General features: G+C 73.1%; 14 protein-coding genes, 1 tRNA gene and 1 pseudogene. 11 read left to right on the top strand and 5 right to left on the bottom strand.

Annotation, left to right across the window (positions count from 1 at the left end; translation table 11 throughout):
- The first annotated feature begins 338 nt into the window (after positions 1-338).
- The 6 genes from NOSIN_RS02900 (at position 339) to NOSIN_RS27595 (ending at position 6,639) form a co-directional block, all read left to right on the top strand.
- Positions 339-2,096: a substrate-binding domain-containing protein gene (locus NOSIN_RS02900; protein ID WP_077689238.1), complete on the top strand. Its 1,758-nt coding sequence runs from the start codon at positions 339-341 to the stop codon at positions 2,094-2,096.
- A 370-nt stretch (positions 2,097-2,466) separates the two neighbouring features.
- Positions 2,467-3,096, top strand: coding sequence for a hypothetical protein (locus NOSIN_RS02895; RefSeq protein ID WP_077689237.1), 630 nt, complete (start codon positions 2,467-2,469; stop codon positions 3,094-3,096).
- 100 nt (positions 3,097-3,196) lie between these two features.
- Positions 3,197-5,206 carry a hypothetical protein gene (locus tag NOSIN_RS27600; RefSeq protein ID WP_227014253.1) on the top strand — a complete coding sequence of 670 codons (2,010 nt, stop codon included), beginning with the start codon at positions 3,197-3,199 and terminating at the stop codon, positions 5,204-5,206.
- An 87-nt stretch (positions 5,207-5,293) separates the two neighbouring features.
- Entirely contained in the window at positions 5,294-5,944 is a 651-nt protein-coding gene (gene orn, locus NOSIN_RS02875) for an oligoribonuclease (RefSeq protein WP_077689234.1), read from the top strand.
- A gap of 66 nt (positions 5,945-6,010) precedes the next feature.
- Positions 6,011-6,086, top strand: a tRNA-His gene (locus NOSIN_RS02870).
- A 376-nt stretch (positions 6,087-6,462) separates the two neighbouring features.
- Positions 6,463-6,639 carry a hypothetical protein gene (locus NOSIN_RS27595; RefSeq protein ID WP_227014254.1) on the top strand — a complete coding sequence of 59 codons (177 nt, stop codon included), beginning with the start codon at positions 6,463-6,465 and terminating at the stop codon, positions 6,637-6,639.
- 396 nt (positions 6,640-7,035) lie between these two features.
- Here NOSIN_RS27595 and NOSIN_RS02860 read toward each other — a convergent pair whose 3' ends face one another.
- The 3 genes from NOSIN_RS02860 to NOSIN_RS02850 form a co-directional block, all read right to left on the bottom strand.
- Positions 7,036-7,431 (bottom strand): DUF7691 family protein, encoded by a 396-nt coding sequence (locus NOSIN_RS02860; protein WP_227014255.1) that lies wholly within the window; start codon positions 7,429-7,431, stop codon positions 7,036-7,038.
- Positions 7,432-7,599: 168 nt separating this feature from the next.
- Positions 7,600-8,547, bottom strand: a complete 948-nt coding sequence (locus tag NOSIN_RS02855) for an NADP-dependent oxidoreductase (RefSeq protein ID WP_077689232.1) — start codon at positions 8,545-8,547, stop codon at positions 7,600-7,602.
- Between the two features lie 129 nt (positions 8,548-8,676).
- A complete protein-coding gene (locus tag NOSIN_RS02850; protein WP_330359712.1) occupies positions 8,677-9,051 on the bottom strand; it encodes an Imm21 family immunity protein in 375 nt (124 codons plus the stop codon).
- Positions 9,052-9,802: 751 nt separating this feature from the next.
- On the opposite strand from NOSIN_RS02850, the pseudogene NOSIN_RS02840 reads away from it, so the two are divergent.
- A pseudogene (locus NOSIN_RS02840) lies at positions 9,803-9,949 on the top strand (ATP-binding cassette domain-containing protein); the annotation flags it as partial.
- A gap of 185 nt (positions 9,950-10,134) precedes the next feature.
- On the opposite strand, the gene NOSIN_RS27100 reads toward NOSIN_RS02840, so the two are convergent.
- Positions 10,135-10,290 carry a hypothetical protein gene (locus NOSIN_RS27100; protein WP_170293619.1) on the bottom strand — a complete coding sequence of 52 codons (156 nt, stop codon included), beginning with the start codon at positions 10,288-10,290 and terminating at the stop codon, positions 10,135-10,137.
- Positions 10,291-11,069: 779 nt separating this feature from the next.
- Between NOSIN_RS27100 and NOSIN_RS02835 the strand changes: the two genes are divergently transcribed.
- The gene (locus tag NOSIN_RS02835; protein ID WP_077689231.1) at positions 11,070-14,309 is read left to right on the top strand and encodes an NB-ARC domain-containing protein; all 3,240 of its coding nucleotides are present in this window, start codon (positions 11,070-11,072) and stop codon (positions 14,307-14,309) included.
- Between the two features lie 183 nt (positions 14,310-14,492).
- Here the strand turns inward: NOSIN_RS02835 and NOSIN_RS02830 are convergent, their stop codons facing one another.
- The gene (locus NOSIN_RS02830) at positions 14,493-15,626 is read right to left on the bottom strand and encodes a hypothetical protein (protein WP_227014256.1); all 1,134 of its coding nucleotides are present in this window, start codon (positions 15,624-15,626) and stop codon (positions 14,493-14,495) included.
- A gap of 261 nt (positions 15,627-15,887) precedes the next feature.
- On the opposite strand from NOSIN_RS02830, the gene NOSIN_RS02825 reads away from it, so the two are divergent.
- The 3 genes from NOSIN_RS02825 (at position 15,888) to NOSIN_RS02815 (ending at position 24,329) form a co-directional block, all read left to right on the top strand.
- Positions 15,888-17,915 carry an acyltransferase family protein gene (locus tag NOSIN_RS02825; RefSeq protein ID WP_077689229.1) on the top strand — a complete coding sequence of 676 codons (2,028 nt, stop codon included), beginning with the start codon at positions 15,888-15,890 and terminating at the stop codon, positions 17,913-17,915.
- Positions 17,916-18,585: 670 nt separating this feature from the next.
- Entirely contained in the window at positions 18,586-23,121 is a 4,536-nt protein-coding gene (locus NOSIN_RS02820) for a hypothetical protein (RefSeq protein ID WP_077689228.1), read from the top strand.
- Complete coding sequence (locus tag NOSIN_RS02815; protein WP_236743287.1) at positions 23,118-24,329, top strand: TRAFAC clade GTPase domain-containing protein; 1,212 nt, start codon at positions 23,118-23,120, stop codon at positions 24,327-24,329. The genes NOSIN_RS02820 and NOSIN_RS02815 overlap by 4 nt, the downstream gene beginning before the upstream one ends.
- Positions 24,330-24,333: the final 4 nt, after the last annotated feature.

Here is a 24,333-nt window from a genome sequence, read left to right as displayed (position 1 = left end):
CGTCCGATTGCCCCGAAGCGGTCTCGATTGGATATCGGAATCGAATTTCGGCCGGACCGCTTCCGAAAAGCAGAGACGGACGGAACCAACCGAACTTCCCGAGGTAACCGGCCCTGTGCTCAGGTTTGACACATGGGCACCCCGGACCCACCACCGTGCGACCGGTTCGACCGATATTTTCTCCACCTGAACCGTTGAGTACCGTTTCCCACCAGGAACACACGTGTGGTCGATCCGTCAGCCGGATCGGTGCGTGCGGCCCTCCCGTACCGCCACCCCCGTACCAACACATCCCCCCTGTACGACACGTGTCCGTACACCACCCCGTGAGGAAAGCTGTGGGACGTCACCGCGGAAGATACGCAGAAGAACCCTCCAGCCGCGCCAGGCGCCGCCGCGGCCGCGGTGGCGCCTTCGCCGCCCTGGCCGCGGCACTGGTGATCGTGCTCGGCCTGACCGTTGCGGGTGTCTACATGTTCGGCCAGTCCGACGGCTGCGGCGGCTCCGACATCACGCTGGACGTCGCGGTCAGCCCCGAACTGGCCCCCGCCCTGGACTCCATCGCCTCGGACTTCAACGCCGAGGAGCACCAGGTGGACGGGCGCTGCGTGCACGCGGAGGTGCGCCAGGTCGACTCCGCCAACGTCGCCTTCGGTATCACCGGCGCCGGCGCCACCATGGGCGACACCGAGTCCGACGTGTGGATCCCGGACTCCTCGATGTGGCCGAGCCTGGTGAAGAGCCAGGCGGGCGACGCCGTCATCACCGAGACGGGGACCTCCGTGGCCCGCTCGCCGCTGATCCTGGCCGAGCTCGCCGAGCACGCCGAGGAGAGCGGCGAGCCCCGCGCCTGGACGGACGTCATCCCCACCTCCGCGCCCGGGGAGGGGGCCACCAGCACGGTCCGCGTCGCCGACCCCGCGCGCAACTCCACCGGTCTGGGCACCCTCTACCTGGTGCAGGGCGTGCTGGAGGAGAGCAGCCCCGACACCGAGGCCTTCAACACGCGCATGACCGCCGCGCTGCAGGCCCTGCACAAGGGCACCTCCCCCGACGAGGAGTCCGCCTTCCTCGCCTTCAGCGGAGGCGGCGCCGAGGCCCCGCCCGTGATGGTGATGTCGGAGCAGGCCCTGTGGCGCTACAACTCCACGCACGAGGAGGCCGGCGCCCAGGCCGGTTACGTGAAGGGCGAGACCTACTACCTCGACTACCCGTACATCGTGCGCAGCGAGGAAGGCGACGTCACCCGCGCCGCCGAGGAGTTCCGCACGGAGGTGCGCAGCGACGAGGCCCGGACCCGCATCCTCGAACAGGGCTTCCGCGGTCCCGAGGGCGAGATCGACACGTCCGTGCTCACCGAGGACGTCGGCTTCATGAAGGAGCCGCCCCCCGAGCTGGCCACGCCCTCCGACGGTGCGATCACCGACCTGATCCGCTCCTGGAACCAGCTTGAGATGGACTCCCGGGTGCTCACGATCGTGGACGTCTCCGGGTCCATGCTGGCCGAGGTGCCCGGAACCGGGATGACCCGCATGCAGGTGACCAGCGCCGCGGCCACGGAGGGGCTGAAGATGTTCACCGACACCTCGGAGCTGGGCCTGTGGGAGTTCTCCACCAACGTCAACGGCGACCTGCACTACCAGGAGACCGCCCCGATCCGCGAGCTGCAGGCGACCACCGAGGACGGCACCCTGCACCGGGACGCCATGGCGCACAGCCTGAGCTCGCTCGAACCGATGCCGCAGGGTGACACGGCGCTGTACGACACCTACCTGGCCGCGTACCAGGAGATGGCGGACACCTACAAGCCGGACCGGACCAACGTCGTCCTCATGCTCACCGACGGGGACAACGACAACCCCGGCGGCCTGAAGCTGGACAAGCTGCTGTCCGAGATCAACGCGATCTCGGACCCGTCCCGGCCGATCCCGATCATCACGATCGCGTTCGGACCGGACGTGAAGCACCTGGAGCCGCTCCAGCAGATCGCCGCGGCCACCGGCGGCGCCGCGTACATGACGGAGGACCCCACCGAGATCGGTGAGATCTTCCTCAAGGCGTTCTCCCTGCGGATCTCGGAGAACGAGACCGAGTAGGCCCCCTCCTCCGGCCACATCCGGGCCGCGGCGTGCGACGCCGCGGCCCGGACCCGTGTCCGGGGCCGGCACGCTCCCTCCCACTGCGCTCCCCCTCCCCCCCGCGGCGCGCGCACGGCGCCCTCGCGCCGCGGAGTACCGAACACGCCCTGGAAGTGACAAGTCCCTGTCCTTCCCCGGAGGGGCTATGGACTTCTTCCCCGTGTTGACGTACTCAGAAAGGAGCCGGGGCCCGTCCCCACGGCGGCCGCTCCCTCCGGGACGCCGCGCGTTCGGGGGTCGGGAGGGGAACGGAGGGGAAGGGGACCTGCCCGTCCGGGCCTCCCCCGCACGCCGGACCCGGCACACGACGACGGGATTGGGGAAGGCCATGGCGGAGGCATGGATGCCCGGCACCGAGAGGCTCGACGGCGGATCCGTCCGGACACCTCCCGGAATCGGCGCCCCGCGCGCCGTGTGGACCGTGACGGAGTCGGATCCCGAGGCATGGTCCGCGCACGAGGAGGCGCGGCGGATGGTGGACGAGGGGCGTGCGGCGCACCTGGTGTGGAACCCGTTGACCGGTGAGGTGGTCCAGACCCTGGCGGCGACCCGCCGCGGCCGGCTGGCGCTGGGCGGCACCGACCAGCACGGGCTGCACCTCGACCACGGGCACGAGGGAAGAGTGTGCCTGGTGGTGGCGGCGATCGCCTTTCGGGAGGCACCCTTCACCGACGGCCCGATGCGCGGTCTGACCCCGATCCTGGCGTGGCTGGACTCGTGGGAGGTGGCACGGGACTGGCCCGCGGGCCCTCCGGGGAGGGAGGGGGCCAAGGCCGGGGAGGCGGCCCGCCGATGGGCCCGGGGCGGCCACTTCGGCCACGACCAGGTGCCGGGCTCCTCCGCCAAGGGACCGGGAAGGCTGGACACCGCGCGCCTGCTGGCCGCGAGCCCGCCCGTGGAGGGGACACCCCGTACTCCGCGTCCCCGCCCGGAGGCACGACGTTCGGCGACCACGTGAACACGGGACGGAAGGAGAAAAAAGCACCTAACCCCCATGAACAGGAAGAACGGGATACCACTGGTTCTTCATCGGTCCACAACCCCTTAGTCTGTCGCCCATGGGTGGATCTATCGAGCCGGGTTGGTACGCGGACCCGCAGGGCGACGCGCAGACGCTCAGATGGTGGAACGGTGACGAGTGGACGCGGCATACCCGTTCCCTGAGCGAACTCCAGGGAGGTGCCACCGGCTCCGACGACGAGGAGCCCGCCACCACCTACCTGGGCGGTTCCGGATCGAGGGACTCCCCCTCCGATGAGGAGGAGGACCCCGGAACAGTGCGGCTGGGCCCCTCCACGACCCCCGCGCCGATCGACGACGAGCCCAGCACCATGCGCATCGACCCCTCCTGGGCCCGGGACGGGACCGACGGCCCCGCCGCCCCCGTGGACGACGAGCCCAGCACGATACGTATCAGCCCCTCCCCGGCGCAGGGCTCCCCCCAGCAGGACTCCGCCCCAGCGGCCCCCCAGGCTCCCGCCCCCATCGATGACGAACCCAGCACCATGCGGATCAACCCGTCATGGGCACAGACTTCCTCCCCCGCTCCCCAGACCCCCGCTCCCCCGGCGGCCCCCGCGCCGATCGACGACGAGCCCAGCACCATGCGCGTCGATCCCTCCTGGACCCAGGGCGGGACCGACGCGGAGAGGCCCACCGCCGACCTGGGCGGCACGGACTCCACCGTGCCGGTCGATCCGGCCGACGTCCCGGGCCGCGTCGGCGACCGGGGACCGGCCGCCGACGACGGCGGCACGGGCGCGACCATGAGGGTCGGTCCCTCCGACCTGCCCGGGCGCGACGATGACGAGCTGCCCACCGCGGACCTCACCGACGACGAGATCCCCACGTCGGACCTGACCGGCGGCGGTGGTGGCGGCGAGGACGTTCCGCGTACGGCCGTGTTCGATCCCGGGTCCGTCGGTGACGCGCCGCGCACCGCGGTGTTCACCCCCTCCGGGGGCGAGACCTCCGGAACCGCCGTGTTCGACCCCAACGACCCGGCGTTCTCGGGCGGCGCCGGTGAGGAGGACGGCAAGAGGGGCGGCAAGTTCAACAAGTTCCTCGGCAGCCTCAAGGAGGGGTGGGCCGACCTGTCCGAGGAGCGCAAGGAACAGCGCCGCAAGGCCGAGGAGGAGGCCGCCGAGCAGCGCGAGGAGGAGGCCCGCCGCCAGGCCGAGGAGCAGGCCGGGAACCCGTCCGGGCAGGCCCCGGGCGCGGGCGCCCCCGCCGACGCACCGGGTGGTGCGCAGCCGGGCGCCCCGTGGCCCCCGCCGCGGCAGTCCTCCGCCCCGGAGGCTCCCGGACAGCAGCAGACCCCGGGGGCGCAGACCCCCGGCCGGCCGGCCTCCGGCGCCCAGACGCCCGCCCAGCAGCCTCCCGGCGCCCAGTCCTCGGGGGCGGAGCAGGCCCAGCACCCCGGTGCTCAGCCCTCCGGTCCCCAGTACGGGTACTCCGCCCCGGCCACTCCCCCGTCCGGGCCGCAGCCGGGCATGTTCTCGCCCCAGAGGCAGGCCGGTCCGCCGCAGCCGCCGTCGGGCCCCCAGCCGGGCCACCACCCGTACCCCCAGCCCCAGCAGGGCGGTTACCCGCCTCCCGGGTACCCGCCCCCGCCGCAGGGAGGCCACCCGAACGCACCGGGACGGCCGCCGCAGGGTCCGCCGCCGGGTCCCCCTGGACAGCCGCCACAGGGAATGGGCCGTTCCGGTCCGCCTCCGGGGTTCCCGCCGACCCCCGGCCCGATGGCCGGCGGCCCGGGCGGTCCCGGAGGGCGGCCGCCGATGGGCGGTTACCCCGGTGGCCCCCAGCGGCCCCAGTGGGGCCAGCCGGGTCCGGGACAGCCGGGTCCGGGACAGCCCCCGGGCGCGTATCCCTACCAGCAGCGGCCCCCGCAGCAGCCCAGGAAGAAGAAGCGCGGCTGTGGCTGCGGATGCTTCCTCCTCTTCCTGATCGTGCTCGTCGCCGTGGTCCTGGCCTACCTCCAGTTCTGGGACGTGTGGGACTGGATGTACGAGATCCTCGGCGCGGGCGCACCGCCCGGCGTCTCGGACGACTGGGTCTGGGACTGACCCAGTCGCCTCAGGGGCGGTCGGACGGTGTTCCGGCCGCCCCTTCGCCATCCCCGGCGCTTCTCACAAGCCCCTAAGCTGACCGGTATGACTGACAGTTTGGTGTGGATCGACTGCGAGATGACGGGCCTGGACTTCGAGAGCGACGCGCTCATCGAGGTGGCCTGTCTGATCACCGACGGGGAGCTCAACATCCTCGACGAGGGTGTGGACGTCGTGATCAGACCACCGCAGGACGCACTGGACCGTATGGGCGACTTCGTGCGCGACATGCACACCACCTCCGGGCTGCTGGAGCAGCTGGACAAGGGTGTGAGCCTGCAGGAGGCCGAGGACATGGTCCTGGAGCACATCCACCAGTACGTGACCGAGCCGCGCAAGGCCCCGCTGTGCGGGAACTCGATCTCCACCGACCGCACGTTCCTGGCACGTGACATGAAGCGCATCGACGAGTTCCTGCACTACCGGATGGTGGACGTGTCCTCCATCAAGGAGCTGCTGCGCCGCTGGTACCCGCGTGTGTACTACGCGAGCCCGGAGAAGAACGGCGGCCACCGGGCGCTCGCCGACATCACCGAGAGCATCCGTGAGCTGCGCTACTACCGCGCCGCGGCCTTCGTCCCCCCGCCCGGCCCGAGCTCGTCCACGGCCCGCGCCATCGCCGCCGACGTGGCCGCCGGAGGCACCGGAACCGAGGCCCGCGAGGAGGCTTCGGGGAACGGCACGGCCGAAAACTGATCGAAGCACTCCCCCGAGTCCGCTAAGCTTGAGACGTACGCAGGGCCGAGAGGCCAGGCGCACGTGGTGGGTGTAGCTCAGCCGGTAGAGCACTTGGTTGTGGTCCAAGAAGTCGCGGGTTCAAGTCCCGTCACTCACCCCAGAGGCTTAAGCCCCTGACCAGCGGAAACGCAAAATGGTCAGGGGCTTTCGCGTTGCCGGGGGTGGAGTAGCAGTCACCCTGTTCGGCGGTTGAACAGTGACGAAGCCAGAGCCGACCACACTGGCCGTTGATCCCCTGGCATGGCAGGATGGCGCTCATGCCCCAATCGCCCCCCTTTGGGATCCCCTCGAACACTCCCCAGCCCGGCCGATTGGGCGCTGCGCCACAGCACCGGCAGGGGTCGCCCGCGGACAAGGCGATCACGATCGTCCTTGTCTGCCTTGCGCCACCGGTATGCGTTGGGACGAGTTTCTGGGGCGTTTTCTCGGTCATGGCGACCGCGAGTTGTGGAAGCGACTGCGGCGGCGCCGTCGACATGGCCATCCCACTGATGATCTTCTCGCCATGGGTGGTCTGGCTGATCGCCACTGTCTGGGCGATAGTGCGCCTGGTCAGAAAACAGCCCGCGGTCTGGGTGATGCTCCTCGGCCTGGGAATGGCGACCGTGATCTATGTGGCGGCGAACATCATGCTGTTCACGGGCGTTGGCTGATCATCCACAGGCATCGAGGTCCCGCCGATCACCGGGGCGAGACCGCCGGTGCCCTCGGGGACGTGGCGTCGGTGGGGACTCTCCCGATCGCACCGCCCGTCCCCGCGAGGACCACAGGTCCCTCGCTGGGGTGGCGAGGTGCCGGTGAGCCTCAGGCTCTCACCCGCGGCTCGCAGTTCCTCTCCGCACTCCCCCACCGACGCCCGTGGTCCCGGCTGCGGGGACCGGGCCAAGAAGGGCGGCGACCGGTGCGGATCGGCCTGAACCCATGACGGTTCATCACTCCTCGCCGACTACGATCACCGGCCATCAGGGCCGCGCGACGTATCTGTCGGCGGTGCCCCCACCCGAGGCTTCTCCTCCACGCGGGCGGGGACGGCACCGGGGCTTTGGCGGTCAGTGGTAGAAGCCGACGATTCCGTGGCCCTGCTCGGCCGCCACCCGGATCCACTGCAGGACCGTGTGCACCGACTCGCGCATGGAATGGTCCTCCAGGGCCTCCACCTGTTCAGGGGTCACGGAGCGCGCCTGCTCGGCCGCCCGGCGAACGCCCTCCCTGCTCCACTCCTCGCCGTCCTCGTCGCCCATCCACAGGTCGTCCATGCGCACCGCGTCCACGCCCAGTTCCGTCAGCGCCTTGTCCACCTCGGCGAACCACCAGAACTTCACCGGGTAGAAGGGGGCGTTGGGAAGGAAGCGCCCGTGGCGTTCGCACTGGCTCCGGTAGAGGGCCGGATCGGCGCGGGAGATGCGGTCGAGGTCGACGCTGTAGGCCATCAGTCCTGAGCTCATACCGAGGAATGTACGGACCGCCCACGACAAGGCGGATACGGCGCCCGCGTCGGGGCTGCCACGCTCGCGCGGCCCTCCCCGGAACCCGCCCGGAGAGGGCCGCGGTCCTACGTGGGTGCCGTCAGACCGGGGCGGGAGCACACGGCCCCCGCCCGTTCATGAGAAGGCTCAGAACTCCAGCACGAGGCGTCCGCGTACTCCGCCCGCTTCCAGCAGGCGATGGGCCTCGGCGGCCTGTTCGGCGGGCAGGGTCCGCGCCACACGCGGGGTCAGGACCCCCTCCTCCACCTGCCGGCGCAGCCGGTCGAGTTCGTCCCGCTCCCTCAGGTAGTCCACGACCATGACCGGATGGAAGGAGGCGCCCCGCTCACGCGCCCGATCGGTTCCGGTGTAGCCGCGGACGGTCGCGATTCCTCCACCGTCGCGTACGGCGTCCAGGACCAGCTCGTCCTGCACCGCGGCGTCGACGAGGGCGTCGGCCCCGCCGGGGACCACCTCGCGGACGCGCTGGGCGACGTCGTCCCCGCGGGCCACCACGACGTCGGCTCCCAGTTCCTTGACCAGCACCTCGTCCTTGGGAGCGGCGTCGGCCACGACCCGCAGCCCCTCGGCCTTGGCCAGCTGGATCACGTACCCGCCGAGCACACCGGCCGCGCCGGTGACCGCGAGGGTCCGTCCCGCCTCCAGGTTCAACATGTCCAACGCGCGCCGCGCCGTCAGGCCGTTCATCGGCAGGGTGGAAGCGGCGGCGGTCGAGACGCCGGCCGGGGCCCGGACCACCGAGTCGGCGGGCAGCACCAGGCTCTCGCCGTAGGCGCCGTGCGAGGCCTTCGGCGCGACGATCGCCATCACGGGGTCGCCGACGGCCAGGTCCCCGGACACCTCGGGGCCGACCTCGTCGAGCACCCCGGCGGCGTCCATACCCGGCACGTAGGGCGGCGGGAACTCGCGCTGTGCGTCAGCACGCCCGCCGTTGCGGACCAGGGTGTCGGTCGGGTTGACCGCCGCCGCGCGCACGCGGATCCGCACCTCGCCGGGGCCCGCGTGGCGCTCCGGAACGTCGAAGCCCCGCAGAGCCTCGGGGCCTCCGAACTCGTCTACTCCGATAACTCGCATGCCCGCGGCAACACGTGCCCGCGCGGCGGCATTCCTGCCCCCGCACAGGGCGGGAAGGGACCCGATCCGGGGGCCACTTCACTGAGCACCGGCCGCTCGGGCACCGGCCGCTCAGGCCGACCGCAGGTGTCAGTCGGCGGGTAGGAGCCGCACCAGACCGACCCGGGTGTGCTCGTCCGCCCAGGCCTGGACGGCACCGACCCTCCACCGGCCGGAAGGCAGCGGAACGGGCGCCTGTTCGGGCATCCCGCCGCCGGGGTACTCGACGTCCAGTTCGACTGCCGGCACGGCGGAGTCCATGAGCACGGCGGAACCGTCCGTCACCCAGACCCCGCACTCCTCCCACTCCGTGGCCGGGTCCGCCAGGACCACCTCGACCGCGGCCCTCAGAGGGGCCTCGGAGTCGGCGGCGAGCCAGCGCAGGAAGACCCGGTGCTCGGGCAGGTAGCAACTCGTGGAAGGCAGGTCCCCCAGGACCAGCGCCTGCGCGCCGCTCCCTCCCACGGGGACCATCCCCGCCAGGCCCACCGCGCAGGCCCGGTCGTAGTCGTCGGGGGGTGTCCGAGTCCCCGACGACCATCCCCTCCTCCGTGCAGCCACCCCATGCGGCCAGCGCGGAGGAGGGAACCACCAGCAGCGGGCCGCCGAACGAACCCACCCAGGTGGGAGGAGCAGGGGACGCGTCGGTTTCGGTGGAGGAGGAGCCGCTCATGCGGCCAGTGTCCCCCACGGCCACTGACAATGTCCTGCCGGGCATCGGCCCACCTCTGTCACCAGGGCTTCTCCGCCGGTTCTGTCCGGGTGTGGCCGGATGTGGCCCCTCCCCCGGCTTCGGAACGAACATCCAGGTGGAGCGGCGATCCCCTTCGGAGATCAGTCGTATCCCCAGGCAGGAGAGGTTTGTCGTGTCCGCCCGGTCACTGTTAGCTTCCTTGCCAGCCGGTCGCCTCACGTGACCGAGCTTGCGGTGTCCCCCACCCAGAACCCCCCCGTGGAACAGCGGCACGCGTGCTGCCGCCACGGCGCCGTCATCGGCTATGTCATCCTCGACGTCGCGGAGCCCTCGTCGTGGACCCACATGTACCTGGCAGTCTCCGGTCCCGAATCCCACTCCCGCTACGCGGACTGGTTTGAGGAGGGCTACCCCTCCTTCAGCCGCAGCTTCCCCATCGAGACCCATCCCATCGACGAGTTCGGTGCCGTGGGCCCCAAGGGTTACCACCTGGTCTTCGACGCGCCCCGGGCCAAGCCCGTCGAAAACGGGCGCATGGTCATCGACACCCTGAGGGAGATGGCCCGCGAGGGGTGCGCGGTGGTGGTCGCCACCCACAACGACAACGTGCGCGATGCCTGCGACGCGGTGTTCGACGTCCAGGACCAGCGCCTCACCGCGGCCGTGTAGGACCAGCACGCCCGGCCCGGAGGGGTGGGCGGTGATCCGCGCCCACGGTGAAGGCGTGTCCGGCAGCGCCGGGGCCAGGCGGCCGACGGCGCTGACCGCCGATGCCACCGCGCTCGACACTCGACACCCTGTTCTGGCTGATGTTCAGCCGCTCGGCGGGCCGAACCCTGGTGAGGCCGGACGGTTCACGGTCGCCGGAGCGTGCCGTCGGTCCACCGGCGCATCCACTCGGTGAAGGTGAGCTCCCGGGGGAGCAGCATGGTGCCCGGATCGTCCTCGGTCATCGTGTTGGGGTCGATGGCCCACATCCCACCGGGCGGGTCGCCGCAGTCGACCAGCAACTCTATGCCGCACCCCAGTCGCACAGCGACAGGAGCGACTCCGCCATCGACTGCAGCTCCCGGGCCACTCCGCCTGTTGTTCGAGGGCGCCGATGACGGAGGCGCCGTTCTCCTGCTTCCGCAGCGGCAGCAGGCCGTAGCCGGGGCCGAAGCCCCCGTCGCCGAGTTCGAGGTAGCAGCGCCGTAGCAGCGGTGACATGGGGCGGCCGAGGAGCTCCTCGCACTCGCGTACCGCGTCCTCCGGCGCGGGCGTGAGCGGCGGCAGCGGGTCGAGCCGCCCCGAGGCGAGGGCGGTGTCGTACTCCGGGGTGCCCCTGAAGCAGACCGTCCGCCACTGTTCCTGGTCGACGCGATGCCGGGTCACGTCACCGCCGGCGTCGATCGGCGGGCCGAGCCGGTGGTCCAGGTACTCACCGGCGAGCACTCGTGCGCGTACGGCCTCGAACACCGCGTCGTCATCGCTCTTCACGCGTCCAGTGTTCCCACCGCATACGACAGAACCGTCCCCCTGTCCCCCTCGAAAACCGCTGGCGGCCGGACTCCGTGAACGGGCGGCCACCGAGCCGACGGGGCCGTCCCCCGCCCTTCGTTTCCCGGGGGCGCGCGGCGCCTGGTGCACGCCGGATGTCCGGGCGGCCACGGGTGGGTGAACGCGCGGGGGAAGACACCTGTCCGTCTGGACACCAGGCTCCCGACGGGACGAGGATCGGTTCCCTGCCGGGCAACGAACGCACAAGCCCGACATACGTGGACATTCGGCGTCTCCTGGAAGGGTCGGAATGAGTGTGGACGGCGCAGGCGAGGTCTCCCGGACCGAGGGCGCGGCCCCCCGCAGGTGGCGCCCGCGCCGAATCGGAATCGCCGTCGGCCTGGTGGTCCTGGGCGCGGGTGCGGTGCTCCAGGGACTCCCCGACCTGCTCCCGGGCAACGAGGGCCTGCCCGTCTTGGCGATCAGCGCGCTCGGCGGCGGGCTGGTCGCCGTCGCGGGATGGCTGCTGGAGAACCCCGACCACTCCTCCTCGCAGGCGGAGGCTCCCGCGCTGCGCCGGCGGCTGCCCCCGCCCATCGACCACTTCACCGGCCACGCCGGCCTCATGGCGGAGCTACTGGGCGAGTTCGCCCGTTTTCCGCGCAGGGGTGCGCGCCGCCTGGTCAGCCGACCGGTATGGCTGACCGGTCGCCGCAAGGCCCGCGGACCGCTGGCCGTCGCGCTCACCGGCGAGGGCGGCACCGGCAAGAGCCAGCTCGTCGCCCAGGTCGTCGACAAGGTGGCCGACCGCTTCCCCGACGGCAAGCTGGAGTTCGAGCTCTACGGCGGCGCCGCACCCGAGTCCTCCCCCGAGGCGCGCCCCTCCTCCGGGCACGGCTCCGACGGGACCGGTCCGACCGCCCCGGTGCGCCGCGAGCCCCGAAGGCCCGAGGACGTCCTCGCCCAGATGATCACCGAGGTCGGGGGGCGCCCTCCGGACGGCGCCTCCCTGGACGAGCTGGCCGGGCTGTGGAGGACCGCGACCGAGGAGCGCAGGCTGCTCGTCGTCCTCGACAACGCCAAGGACTACGCCCAGGTGGAGCCGCTGCTGCCCGGCGGACGGGGGTGCGCGGTCCTGGTCACCAGCCGCAACGACTTCCCCGACGCGCAACGGCCCATGCTGCGCCGCCACCTGGACCCCCTGCCGCCTGAAGAGGGCCTGGAGCTGCTGGACAGGCTGGTGAGCGGCTCGCCCCGGCCCCTGTCGGAGGCCGACCGCGCCGCGCTGCCCGGCCTCGTCTCCGCCTGCCACGGGTTCCCCCTGGCGCTCTGCCTGGTGAGCACACAGATCACCCAGGAACGGGGACCGGGCGCCGCCGACCTGATGCGCCACATGAACGATCCCGCCCTGCGGCTGACCGTTCCGGGCCCGCAGGCCATCGCCCAGTCGCTCGCGTTCAGCCTGCAGCAGTGCGAGCCGCGGGAGCGGCTGCTGCTGAGCCGTCTGGCCGGTGCCGGACTGGCGACCTTCGCCGCGTGGTCGGCCGCCGCCCTGCTGGGCATCTCCGAGGACGAGGCCAAGCCGCTGCTGCTGCGGATGAGCCACCGGTACCTGGTGACGTACCTGTACGAGGCGGGAGGGTTCGACCGTTTCCAGTTGCACGACCACGTCCGGAACACCCTGCTGACGGCGGGGCCCCGCGTGCTCGGCGTCCCGGAGGAGGAGCGGCCCGACTGGTCGCGGGAGGAGCTCGGGCTCGCGGTGGAGCGGCTGCTGCGCGCCTTCGACCGGATCGCGGAGGCGGCCGCGCGCCGGGCCGCGCCGCACGAGTGGAGTTTCGGCTCCCCCCTTCCCGGCCGGGACGGCACTGCCCCGGAGGAGCCGGGCTCGGAGGGGCCACGCACGGGAGAGCCGGGATGGGAGGGTCCGGATCCGGCCGCGTCGCGGGGGCCGACCGATCCCATGGCGTGGCTGGAGTCCGAACGGCGGGGCTTCGAGGTCTGCTTCCAGTGGACGCGGCCGCGCCGGACCACCGGGGACGACCGGCGGCTCGGGTGGACCGCCGGGCAGGAGCGGCTCAGGATGCGCACCATCGGGTACGGGTGGCGGCTGCGCCGGGCCTTCTCCGTGCTGTGCCGGACCGGGCGCACGCGGTGGGACGCGATGAGGGAGGCCACCCAGCAGGCGACCGCGCTGGCCCTGGAGATGGGTGAGCCGCTCGCCTACGGGATCGCCCTGCTGGACCGGGCCGAGGTGGCCAGCGGCCACGGCGACCACGACACGGGCCACGAGCGCGCCCTGACCGCGCTGTACGTCCTGGAGCAGTTGGAGTCGGCGGACCCGCGGTGGAGGGCGCGGGCGCACAAGGCGATCGGGGTGAACCTGTACCGTCGCGGCGACCTGGACGACGGCCGGGCCGAGATCGAGGAGGCCGTGCGGATCTTCTCCGACCACGGCGACCGCTGGTGGCAGGTGCGGGCACTGTGCAACCTGGCCGAGGTCGACCGCTTCCAGGGACACCGGAAACGGGCCTACGAGCTGCTCATCCGTGCGCAGCAGCTGCTCGTGGGCTCACAGGACTCCCCCGAGCAGTGGACCAGGGTCCGGCTGCAGAAGGGCGAGGTGCTGCGGCTGCGCGGGTTCACGCTCAACGCCTGGTTCGTGCTGGACGACGAGCGGGAGCGGCTCTCCCGGTCGCCGGGCGGGGACTGGTACCACGCCCGCTACCTGCGCTCACTGGGCCAGCTGCCGGCCAAGAGGCTCAACCGGGAGGCCTGGGAGTGCGAACTGCTGTTCAGCCCCGCGCGTGAGCGCGACCGGCGCCGCCTGACCGCGCGGGACCCGGAGTGGCCGAGGAAGCAGCGGGACAAGGTCGCCGACCTGTTCGTCGACGGAGAACAGGGGTACGCCGAGCGCTGCGCCGAGACGGGTCCGGCGCGCGGGCCGCTGCGCCGACGGGCGCGGCTGCGCGACACCTGGCAGGACGCGGAGCAGATCGCCCGGCTGCGGGACGCGGAGCAGGCGTTCCTGCGGATCGGTGACGCATGGGGACGGTGGCGCACCTGTCTGGTCCTGGGCCAGGCGCGGATGGCCCAGGACCGGGAGCGGGGCAAGGAGGAGATGCTGCGTGCCGCCGAGGGCTTCCGGGAGCTGGGCGACAAGTGGTGGCACGCCCGCGCGCACCGTATGGCGGCGGAGTCGCTGCAACGGGCCGACCGGCTGTCCGAGGCCGAGGAGCTGGCCAGGGTGGCGGTCGACGGATACCGGGGCCTCCAGCACCGTTCCGGTCAACTGCGGGCGATGACGCTGCTGGCCGCGATCATGACCGGCCGCGACCTCCTGGAGGCGTGGCGGACGCTCAACGAGGCCGAGGAACTCGCGGAGGAGGGTGTGCGGCGCGGGGCGGTGCCGGCGTCACTGCTCCAGGAGATCCGGGACATGCTGCGCGTCACCGAGCACGGTTCCGGCTCGACCCTCGGCACCGGTTCCGCCCGGCGGCCCGGGGACCCGGCCGGAGACGCCGGGCCGCGGACCGGGCGCCTGGGCTGAGGTCCGGGTCCCACCGCGGTCGGGCGTCGGGAGGATACGGGCGCCAGCCGGGGCCTGGCGCCGGGGATGTGCGGGCGGGGACGGCGTCGGCGGGGGGCGAGACCGGTGGCGGGAGCACCGGTGCCCCCAGTACCGGCACGGCCGCGATCGGCCGGTGACGGCCGGGGAGCGGATCGGCGGTGGTCAGGAACCGCTCTCGGGCGCCTGGGCACCACCGGCGCCCGGCAGCGCGTCGTCGCCGTCCAGCTCCGCGTACTCCTCGCGGATGCGCCGCGCCACCTCGGAGAAACCGCCCCGCTCCAGGAGCTCCAACTGGTCGCGGGCGAACTCCGTGCGGGTCGGCCCGCTCGGGAGGGAGTCGATCAGGCTCCGCAGGATCGCTACCTGCACGTCGCGCTCGGCCGACTCGTGTCCGCCGCCCTCGGCGGGCCACCAGTAGCTCTCGTAGCCCTCGACGTCCACGTCGCTGCCCGGACCGGGAGGCACGGCGGGCTCGTCCTCCCCGTAGCCCGGCGGTTCACCGAGCGGATCGCCCAGCGGGTCGAGTTCCCCGTCAGGGGCCGGGCGCGGAGGCAGGACCGGCCCCGCCGGTCCGACCGTGAGACCCTCCAGCTCCTCCGACTCCTCCTCGGCGTCGCGGACGGCCTCGCGCAGTTCGCGGTCCTTGCGGAGTCCGGCCACGCGGTGCAGCCGCTCGGCGTCCTCCTCGGGCAGGCGCAGGCCCACCTCCTCCGCCCACACCACGATCCCCGCGCCGGTGACCGCGGTCTCCACCGCGAGCCGGGCGGCCAGTTCGCACTCGGCGACGCCGTGCTCCGAGGGGGTCACGCCGCGGGCCAGCTCCGAGGCCCGGGTGACGACCGCGAGGACGGCGGGAGCGACCGGGTTGCGCAGGCGCAGGTCCACGTGGCCGTCCCACCGCCAGTGCACGACGGCGGAGAACACCAGGTCGTAGTCCTCGACGGCGCTGGGCAGCGCGGTCGGGCGCACCCGGGTGCCGCGCGCGGCGCCGGGAACCTCCGGGGCCGTGCCGGAGGTCTCGGAGGCCGGGCTTGAGGTCGGATCATCCCAGGTATCGTCGTTCCTGGTGAACGCGCCGTCGAAGCGCTGGAGGAGAGTTCCCAGGAGCAGCACGGCCGGGATCCACAGAAGTGTCCAGAGACCGACCAGGGGGTAGAGCACGCAGGGGACGACGGCCACCACGGTGGCGGCCGCCACGAGGCGCGTCGGGGTGACGGGGGTGACGGTGTGCCTCCTCTCGCGGCGCGGCCGTGCCGGGCCGTGTCCGGGCCCGTGCGGTAGCGCTCGACACCGCATGACACCGGAGGACTCCTTCGGGGGACACCCGACAGTCTGCCCCAGTTCCGGAGCGGACGTGCCACGAACGGGTTCGCGCGCGCCCGCGGGGGAACATCCGACCACGGGAGTGTGTCGTCCGTACCCCCGTTGGGCGAACACCTGACTCCGTACCGCCCCCGGGGTCGCCCCTGGTCCCCGACACACCACACAATGCGGTCATCCCCCCATAAGACCGTTCCGTCATGCCCCGTGACCGAGTCCGCCCTCGGAGCCAGCCATATGTTCACAGCACCCGCCCGGACCGGACGCCGGTTCCGTCCCGAGGTCCAGGGGCTGCGCGCCGTCGCCGTCCTGCTCGTCCTCGTCTACCACCTGAACCCCGCCCTGCTTCCGGGCGGATACGTCGGCGTCGACGTCTTCTTCGTGATCTCCGGCTTCCTCATCACGTCCTTGCTGTACCGCGAGGCCGGCGAGCACGGCCGGGTGTCGATCAGCGGTTTCTACGTGCGCCGGGTGCGGCGGCTCCTTCCCGCCGCGACCACGGTGCTGCTGACCACCGGCGTCGTCGCGTTCTTCGTCCTTCCTGTGACCCGTCTGGCCGACACCGCCTGGCAGCTGGTGGCCTCGGCCGCATACGTGGAGAACCTCTACCTGGCCCGCCAGGCGGTGGACTACCTGGCCTCGGACACCCCGCCCGGCCCCGTCCAGCACTTCTGGTCGCTGTCGGTGGAGGAGCAGTTCTACCTGGTGTGGCCGCTGCTGTTCGTGGCGTGGTCCCTGGCCCGGCGCCGCTGGCGCGCCGAGACCCGCACGCTCGTCGTGATCCTGGGCTCGGTGCTGGTGCTGTCCCTGGCCTGCTCGGTGCTGCTGACCCAGCGGGAGCCGGCCTCGGCGTACTTCCTCCCCCTCACCCGCGCCTGGGAGCTGGCCGTGGGCGGCCTGCTCGCGGTGGGGCTGGCGCACGGCAGCCTGCCGGAGCGCTGGCGCCCGCTCCTGGGCTGGTCCGGCCTGGCGGCCGTCGCGGTCTCCGCGCTGGCCTACGACGACGGGACCCCCTTCCCCGGCTGGGCGGCGGCCCTGCCGGTACTGGGCAGCGCGGCGGTGATCGCGGCCGAGCAGTCCGACGGGCGGCTGGCGGCGTCCCGGCTGCTGGGCACCGCCCCGGCCCGGTGGATCGGCGACCTGTCGTACTCGCTGTACCTGTGGCACTGGCCGCTGATCGTCTTCGCGCTGGTGCTGACCGGACGTGACCGGCTCGGCCTCCTGGAGGCCGTGGCGGTCGCGGCCCTGTCCGTGCTGCTGGCGTGGGGCACCCGGGTGTGGGTGGAGGACCCGGTGCGCGACCGCAACCTGGTCCGCGGCGGCCGTTCGGCCCTGACCGTGGCCACCGCGGGCGTGGTGACGGTGGCCGCGGTGGGCGGCGCGGTGTACCTGCAGGTCGACCGGGAGGGGTCGGTGTCGTTCGACCCGGCGGTGCACACCGGACCCGCCGCGCTCGGCCAGGCTCCTGACACGGAGCTGATCTACCCCTCCCCCGTCAACGCCGAGGACGACGTTCCCACCCTGTACGACGACGACTGCCAGGCCTCGCGCACCGAGACCGACCCCGGCGACCCGTGCGTGTACGGCCCCGAGGGCGCCGACACGGACGTGGCGGTGGTCGGGGACTCCCACAGCGCCCAGTGGGTCCCCGCGCTGGAGAAGATGGCCGCCGAGCGCGGCTGGCGGATATTCGTCTACACCAAGTCCTCGTGCGCGTTCACCGACACGGTGGTGAAGGGCCCCGAGGGCGGCCCCTACACCGCGTGCGGCGAGTGGAACCACGCGGTGGTCGATGAGCTGGACGAGCTGCGGCCGGAGCTGGTGTTCACCAGCTCGTCCACGGCCAGCGGACCTGTCGAGGAGTCCTCCCCCGAGCAGGAGCGGGCCGAGATGGCCGAGGGCATGAGCCGGCTGTGGGAGGACGTGGCGCAGGTCAGCGGCGAGATCGTCGCGCTGCGCGACACCCCGCGCGCACGCAAGGACGTGGTGGAGTGCGTGGCGACCCACATCGATGACCCGTCGCGGTGCGAGCGGCCCGTGGAGGACGCGTTCGACGACGCCGACCCCCAGGAGGACGCGGCCCGCTCCCTCGACGAGAGGGTCCACTGGATCGATCTGAGCGACCGGTTCTGTGTCGACGGCGGGTGCCCGGCGGTGATCGGCAACGTGATGGTCTACCGCGACGCCGGGCACATCACCAGCACCTATGCCGAGTTGCTCGCCGACGACCTGTCCGCGCGGATCGACAGGTCCGTGCGGCTCTGAGGCGCGCACGCCCGTGTACGGGGGCGGAGCGTCCGGCGGCCCCGGCGGGCCACCCGCGCGGGTGGCCCGCCCTCGGGGGTGGCCCGCCCTCGGGGGTGGCGTGGAACCTCCTGCGGCCGGGCACCCGGCACGCCTTCCGGCCGCGCATTCGTGGCCACTCACACCGGAGTTCGCTGCGGCAGCGGGCACGCACGGGACCGCCGCCGACCGCGCGGGGAGAGGGAGATCCCGGGCGCAGTAATGGCGCCCCTCTCCATTTCCACGGCATTACCCCGGACATAGGGAAAACTCTGACAAAGCCCGACAAACCCAACATATGACCTGGTCAGCGCACATCATGTAATTCCATGCCACACCGGCAAATATGACACAGACACGCGCAGGGTCAAAAGTCCCGTGTTCTCCCCGTCAACGCACTCCTGGTGGGTATGCTCGTGATCCTGAACGGTTGACTGCGAAAGCGACGGCGGTGAAAGGCGGGGGCGATGCGATTACCACCACGGCGCGAGGTGCCGACCGGAAGATGACCTGGCCCCTCCGGATCACCGACAGGCCGACCCGCTGACCGGCACCGCCACGCCCGCCTCCTCCGGACACCGCCACCCGCACCCCCACCACCCCCTCATCGGACCGTACGACCACGCCCACACGAGGGGAGCGGCACCGCACGATGCCCTGGGACGCACAGGACCGCACACGTTACGAGGACGAGGTACTGGTGGCCGCGCGTGCCCGAGGGCTCCCGGCGGACCTGTTCACGCGCTACGGCATCGGCCCCCGCCTGGAACGGCGGCTGCGCGCCGACCCCACCGCCTTCACCGAGCACGTCGCGGAGGTGTGCGCCTACTGGCGGGCGCTACAGGGACGCCGCCGCTCCCTGAAGAAGGTGCTGGCCGACCTGATCGCCGACCACGAACGCATGGAGGGCGAGGGCTCGCTCACCCATGCCCACTTCCACCGGGTGCGCTGCGAGACGGCCCGGCGCGCGCTGGCCGAGTGGGCCGGGATCGCCGGGAACCTGACCACCACCCTGCTGGACCGGGACGCCCTCCGGTCGATGATCGCCCCGGTGGGCGTGGCCGAGGCCGACGCCGAGCGCGTCCTGCTCGACCACGGCGTGCGGGTCGTGGACCGGCTGCCCGAACTGCCGGACGCACCGCCCGTGCGCGCCTTCCGCGCCCTGCGCGAGAACCTGCGCGTCCGGGGCGTGGCCTTCTCCCCCATGGTGGTCTTCGGGGAGCAGCGCCTGGCCTGCGGGTTCACCGTGCTGGACGGGTTCCGGCTCCTGGACGGCACCGCCCTGGACAAGGTCGCCCTGGACGAGGCGGCCCAGCGCGTGCGGCTGGAGGCGACGACCGACGGCAGGGCCGCGGCCGAGAACGTGCTGGAGATCCTGCGCGCCGAGGACGACTCGGCCCTGCGCGAGTCCCTCGTGCTGTGGGAGATCGTCAGCGACCTGCGTGAGCGGCCGGAGTCCCTGACCGAGTCCGGGCTGGTCCGGCACTGGGTGCACCGTGGGCTGGTCGAGGAGGAGGCCATGCTGCTGGCCGCGGCCGTGCGGCACTCCGGGCCTCGCACCGATCCGGTCGTCCGGGCGGAGCGGGACGTGCGCGACCTGCTCGTGGACAACCAGCTACGCCAGGCGCAGGAGGCCGCCGCCGACCTGCCCGAGGAACACGACCTGCACGCCCGGCTGCGCGTGCGGGTGCGGCAGGTGGAGGAGCTGACCGGGGAGGCGGACCGCGCGCTGCGCGCGGGCGACCGCGAGGAGGCGGCGCGGGCGCTGGCGGCGGCGGTGGACGTGGCCGCCGACGACGAGGTGCTCGCCGCACGGCTGGGCGAGGTCGAACCGCTGCCGCCGCGCGGGGTGGAGGCCCGGGTCGACGGCCGGAGCGTGGTCGTGACCTGGCAGCCCAGCCCGAGCCTGGCCGGGACGGTCACCTACCGGGTGACGCGGCGCACCGGGCGCGACGGCAGCGCCCGGGAGGTGCCGGTGGGCGAGCTGTCGGGGACCGAGATCACCGACACCGGCGCCCCGGTGGGCTCGGAGGCGCGCTACACCGTGGTGGCGGTGCGCGGAGGCCGCGGGGTGTCTGAGGCGGTGTCGACCCCGCCGGTGATGATCGCGCCGGAGGTCTCGTCGCTTCGGGTGTGCGCCGGTGAGCGGGAGGTGTCCGGCTCCTGGGAGGCCCCGGTGGAGGCCGTGCGCGTGGAGGTGCTGCGCGGCGAGGGCGCCCCGCCGCGCGGGGCGGGTGACGGCGTGCGCGTGGAGACGGACGGGACGGGGTTTCGCGACACCGGCGTCCGCACCGACGTGGAGTACCACTACCGGATCCGGGCCATCTATGTGACCTCGAACGGGCACGCGCGGGGGTCGGCGGGACTCGTCCGGCGGGCCAGCCCGGGCCCGTGCCCGGCGCCGGTACGGGACCTGTCCGTGCGGCCGGACGGCGGCACGGACTTCGTGGCCTCGTGGACGAGCCCGCCCCGGGGCCGGGTCGTGCTGCGTGTGGGGGCGGAACCGCCCGAATGGCCTCCGGGCACGGTGGTCGGCCCCGACGACCTGGACTCCTACGGCCGCGAGGTGGAGCAGCGCCCGGTCACGGGGGACGCGGAGGAGACCGCTGGAGCCACTGGAACCGCGGGGACCGGTGAGATCGCAGGAGCCGCCAGGGTCGCTGGAACTACTGGGACGGTAGGGACCGACAGGGTCGCGGGGGCCGGTGGGATTACCGGGGGTGCCACAGCCGCCGGGTCCGCGGGGACCGTCAGGGACACCGGTGTCACTGGGATCGGTGGGGCCATCGAGGGCGACAGAGCTGCCAGGGCTCCAGGAACGGGACCTGTTGGAGCTGGAGGAGCCACCGGGGCCGCCGGGTTTGCCGGGGCCTCTGGGGCTACGAGGGCCACGGGCCCGACCGAGGTTTCGAGCGGTACCCGGATCCCGGGCACCGCGTGGGACACGAACACCCACCAGGTCCCGGACACCGACCGGGCTGCGGGCACCACCTGGATCCCGGACGCCGCCCAGGCTTCGGGCACCGCCGACGCGGTGGAGACGGGGACTTCGAACGGCGGTCCCGGGAGCACGGCCCCGGCTCCGGGCACCGGGGACGCGGTCCCTGCTCCGGCCACAGGCGTTACGGGCTTCGCCCGCGCGGAGGTCCCGGGTCCCGTGACGCACGAGGAGAGGGAGGGCGTCCGGATTCTCGGCCCCGCCGACAAGGCCGAGGTCGCCGTCCGCAACAGCCAGGCCCACGCCTTCGGGGCTCCGGGGTCGCGGCCGGGAGATCCCGCTCCGGGTGCCTCTGGTGCCTCGAACGCCCCAGGCGTCCCGAGCGCCACGAGCACTCCGGGTACCTCTGGCGCCCCGGACAGCCCAGGCATCCCGGGCACCTCTGGTGGTTCGGACGCCACGATCACCCCTGGCATCCCGAACACCCCGGGTGCTTCCGGCACCTCGAACACCCCAGGCGTCCCCGACGCCCCAGGAATCCCGGGGCCCATGGACACCACGAACACGCTGGACGACCCCGGCACCCTGGGCGTCCCGGAGCCGGCGTCGGACGGCGAGAGGGAGGGCGTCCGGGTCATCGGCCCCGCCGCGACGTCCGGGGGCGGCGACGGAGAGCACGCCGTGGCCCCGCCCGGGACACCGGCGGCCGGAGAGCACCCGGACACGGGGAGCACCGACCCGACGGCGGCCCAGGAGCAGGCCACCTGGGAGGGCGTCCGGGTCATCGGCCCCGCCGAGAGGACCGGATCCGGTACCCGCGGCGGCGGACGCCACGCCAGGAGTGCGCCGGATCCCACCGCGCCCACCGAGCCGACCGCGCATGAGGGGGTTCCGGACGTCGGCTTCGCCAAGGAGACGTGGTTCAGCACCTGGACCGACCAGATCCGGAGCACGGGCGCGCACGCGGCACAGACGGCCGGCGAGGCGCACCTCCCGCACCCGGGACGGTCGGCTCCGGTGGAGGGCGGGACCTGGACCGGCCCCCAGGAGGAGCAGGCCCGCGACACGGCCCCCACCGGGACACGAGCGGTCGACCACGGCCACGTCCCGCGTCCCGGGTACCCGGATCCGGCGGAGAACGGGCACCAGGAGGGTGCCCGGGCCCCCGGTACGGGCGAAGCGGACGTCGAGGACGGTGGAACGCACGTTCCACGCGCGGGCCACACCGTTCCGGACACGTATCCCGTCGCCCCGGCGGCGGGCGGGGAGAGGGAGGGTGTCCGGATCCTGGGCCCCACCGCGGCGGCCGGAACCGGATCCCGGACCAACGGAGACCACGCCGCGCACCGCACGCCCCGGCCCGCGGGTCCTGGTGCGGAGACCGGCTCCGCGGCCCCGGCCGGGGCCGCGGACGGCGGAGGGCGCGCTACCGGGCCCGGAGACCACGCTCCGGAAGCGGCCGGAAACGTCGACGGGCCGGTCGGCGACAGGCCGGTCGGCGACGGCCATTCCCGGCCGGAGGCCGCGGACGGCGGCCGGACCCTCGCGGCGCTGACCCTGGGCTCGGGCACCCACCACGTCCTGGCGGTGACGGTGGCGGGCGACCAGGCGGTGGTGGGCACCTCCGTGCGGGTGACCGCGGCCCCGCCGGTGCGGGACCTGCACGCGGAGCGCTTCGACACCTCGGTCCGCCTGGGATGGACCTGGCCCGACGACGCCGCCGCGGCACTGGTCGCCTGGCGCCCCGAGGCCCCCGGCGCCGAGCCCTGGATCGGCGGCGAGCTGCGCTGCACCCGTCTCCAGTACGCCTGCGACGGCGGCTTCGAGGCGCCCATGAGCCCGGACTCGGTGCGGGTGAACGTGCGCGCCGTCGTCCCCTTCGAGGGCGGGGAGGCGGTGAGCGCCCCGACGGGCGTCACCGTGCCCGGCCGTGCGGTGCTCGACTACCGCGTGGAGGCGGCCGGGCTGCTGCGGCGGGACCGGCTGGTCCACGTGTTCGCCGAGGAGGACTGCGACATGCCCGAGGTCTCCGTGGTGTACGCCGAGGGCCCGGTCCAGCCGCACTCCGCCGCGCAGGGACTCGTGCTGGCCGTCTTCCCCGCCCAGCACCTGGCGGCGGGCGAGTGGGTCTCGGTGCGCGTGCGGCCGCCCCGGGGAACGGGCGAGGGCTGGCTGATGTGCTTCCCGTCGGACGAGGAGGACCGGAGGGTCCGGCTGCGCCAGCCCCCGGTGCGGGAACTGAGGTGGTGAGGACCCTGGACGCTCTGCGCTCGCTGATCCCCGTGGACGGCCGCCGCCTGGTGTGCCCCTACTGCTACTCGCGGTTCACCGAACGGCACATCCGCTTCCGGTGCACCGGGCGTCCCGGACCCGACGGACGGGTGTGCGCCCCGGTGGAGGACACCGCGATCCGCGCCCACCTGGGGCGGCGCGAGAGGCTGCCCCCGGTGTTCGAGGCCGACGGGCGGCGCGCCAGGGCGGTGTGCCCGGAGTGCGCGGCGGCCACCGGCAGGCAGGTGTGCGCCACCTGCCACGCCCAGCTGCCGGTGAACTTCGGCCGCATCCGCAGCCGGATGATCGCCCTGGTGGGGGCGCGCGACGCGGGCAAGACCGTGTTCATGACGGTGCTCATCCACGAGCTGATGAACCGGGTGGGCTCCCGCTTCGACGCCTCGGTGGGCGGCTCGGACGACCACACCCGGTACCGCTTCCACTCCGACTACGAGACCCCGCTGTACGAGGAGGCGCGGCTGCTCGGCGCCACCCGGCGCACGGGGGTGACCCGCGAACCGCTGGTGTTCCGGTTCACCACCAAACGCCGGGGGCTGTCCGGCGGGCGCCCGCAGCACACGCTGCTGTCGTTCTTCGACACCGCCGGGGAGGACCTGACCTCCGCGGCGAGCGTGGAGGCGAACCTGCGCTACCTCAACAACGCCGACGGGATCATCCTGCTGCTGGACCCGCTCCAGATGGAGGGCGCCCGGCGGCTGGTCCCGGCGGGAACGCGGATGCCCGCGCCGGGCAGGGTGGAGAACCGGCCGCTGGACATGCTGGGACGGGTCACCGACCTGCTGATGAGCCGGCCCGGGTCGGCCAACCGGCTGATCCGGGTCCCCATGGCGGTGTGCCTGACCAAGATCGACGCTCTGCACGGCGAACTGGACGAGGGGTCGCCGCTGCACCGGCCCCAGCCGGGCACGCCGTTCTTCGACGAGTCCGACAGCCAGGACGTGCACGCCCAGATCCAGCAGCTCCTGCACCGGTGGGACGGCGGCGGTGTGGACGGCCACGTGCGCAACCACTACCGCAACGCCCGCTACTTCGGGGTGTCGGCGCTGGGCGGCGTTCCCGACGAGGGCAACCGGGTGCGCGGAGGGGTGCGCCCCTACCGGGTGGCCGACCCGTTCCTGTGGATGCTCAGCGAGTTCGGGGTCATCCCCTCGCGCGACGGGGCCTGATCCC

Source organism: Nocardiopsis sinuspersici (assembly GCF_001998325.1).
GTDB classification, from domain to species: Bacteria; Actinomycetota; Actinomycetes; order Streptosporangiales; family Streptosporangiaceae; genus Nocardiopsis; species Nocardiopsis sinuspersici.
Note: the sequence above shows the minus strand (reverse complement) of the source record. Positions and strands in the feature narration are given on the sequence as shown.

Excerpts from the sequence above, each read along its gene's own strand:
- NOSIN_RS02895 (WP_077689237.1), top strand. The coding sequence starts at position 2,467 with ATGGCGGAGGCATGGATGCCCGGCACCGAGAGGCTCGACGGCGGATCC.
- NOSIN_RS27600 (WP_227014253.1), top strand. The coding sequence starts at position 3,197 with ATGGGTGGATCTATCGAGCCGGGTTGGTACGCGGACCCGCAGGGCGAC.
- orn (WP_077689234.1), top strand. The coding sequence starts at position 5,294 with ATGACTGACAGTTTGGTGTGGATCGACTGCGAGATGACGGGCCTGGAC.
- NOSIN_RS27595 (WP_227014254.1), top strand. The coding sequence starts at position 6,463 with ATGGCCATCCCACTGATGATCTTCTCGCCATGGGTGGTCTGGCTGATC.
- NOSIN_RS02860 (WP_227014255.1), bottom strand. The coding sequence starts at position 7,431 with ATGAGCTCAGGACTGATGGCCTACAGCGTCGACCTCGACCGCATCTCC.
- NOSIN_RS02855 (WP_077689232.1), bottom strand. The coding sequence starts at position 8,547 with ATGCGAGTTATCGGAGTAGACGAGTTCGGAGGCCCCGAGGCTCTGCGG.
- NOSIN_RS02835 (WP_077689231.1), top strand. The coding sequence starts at position 11,070 with ATGAGTGTGGACGGCGCAGGCGAGGTCTCCCGGACCGAGGGCGCGGCC.
- NOSIN_RS02830 (WP_227014256.1), bottom strand. The coding sequence starts at position 15,626 with ATGCGGTGTCGAGCGCTACCGCACGGGCCCGGACACGGCCCGGCACGG.
- NOSIN_RS02825 (WP_077689229.1), top strand. The coding sequence starts at position 15,888 with ATGTTCACAGCACCCGCCCGGACCGGACGCCGGTTCCGTCCCGAGGTC.
- NOSIN_RS02820 (WP_077689228.1), top strand. The coding sequence starts at position 18,586 with ATGCCCTGGGACGCACAGGACCGCACACGTTACGAGGACGAGGTACTG.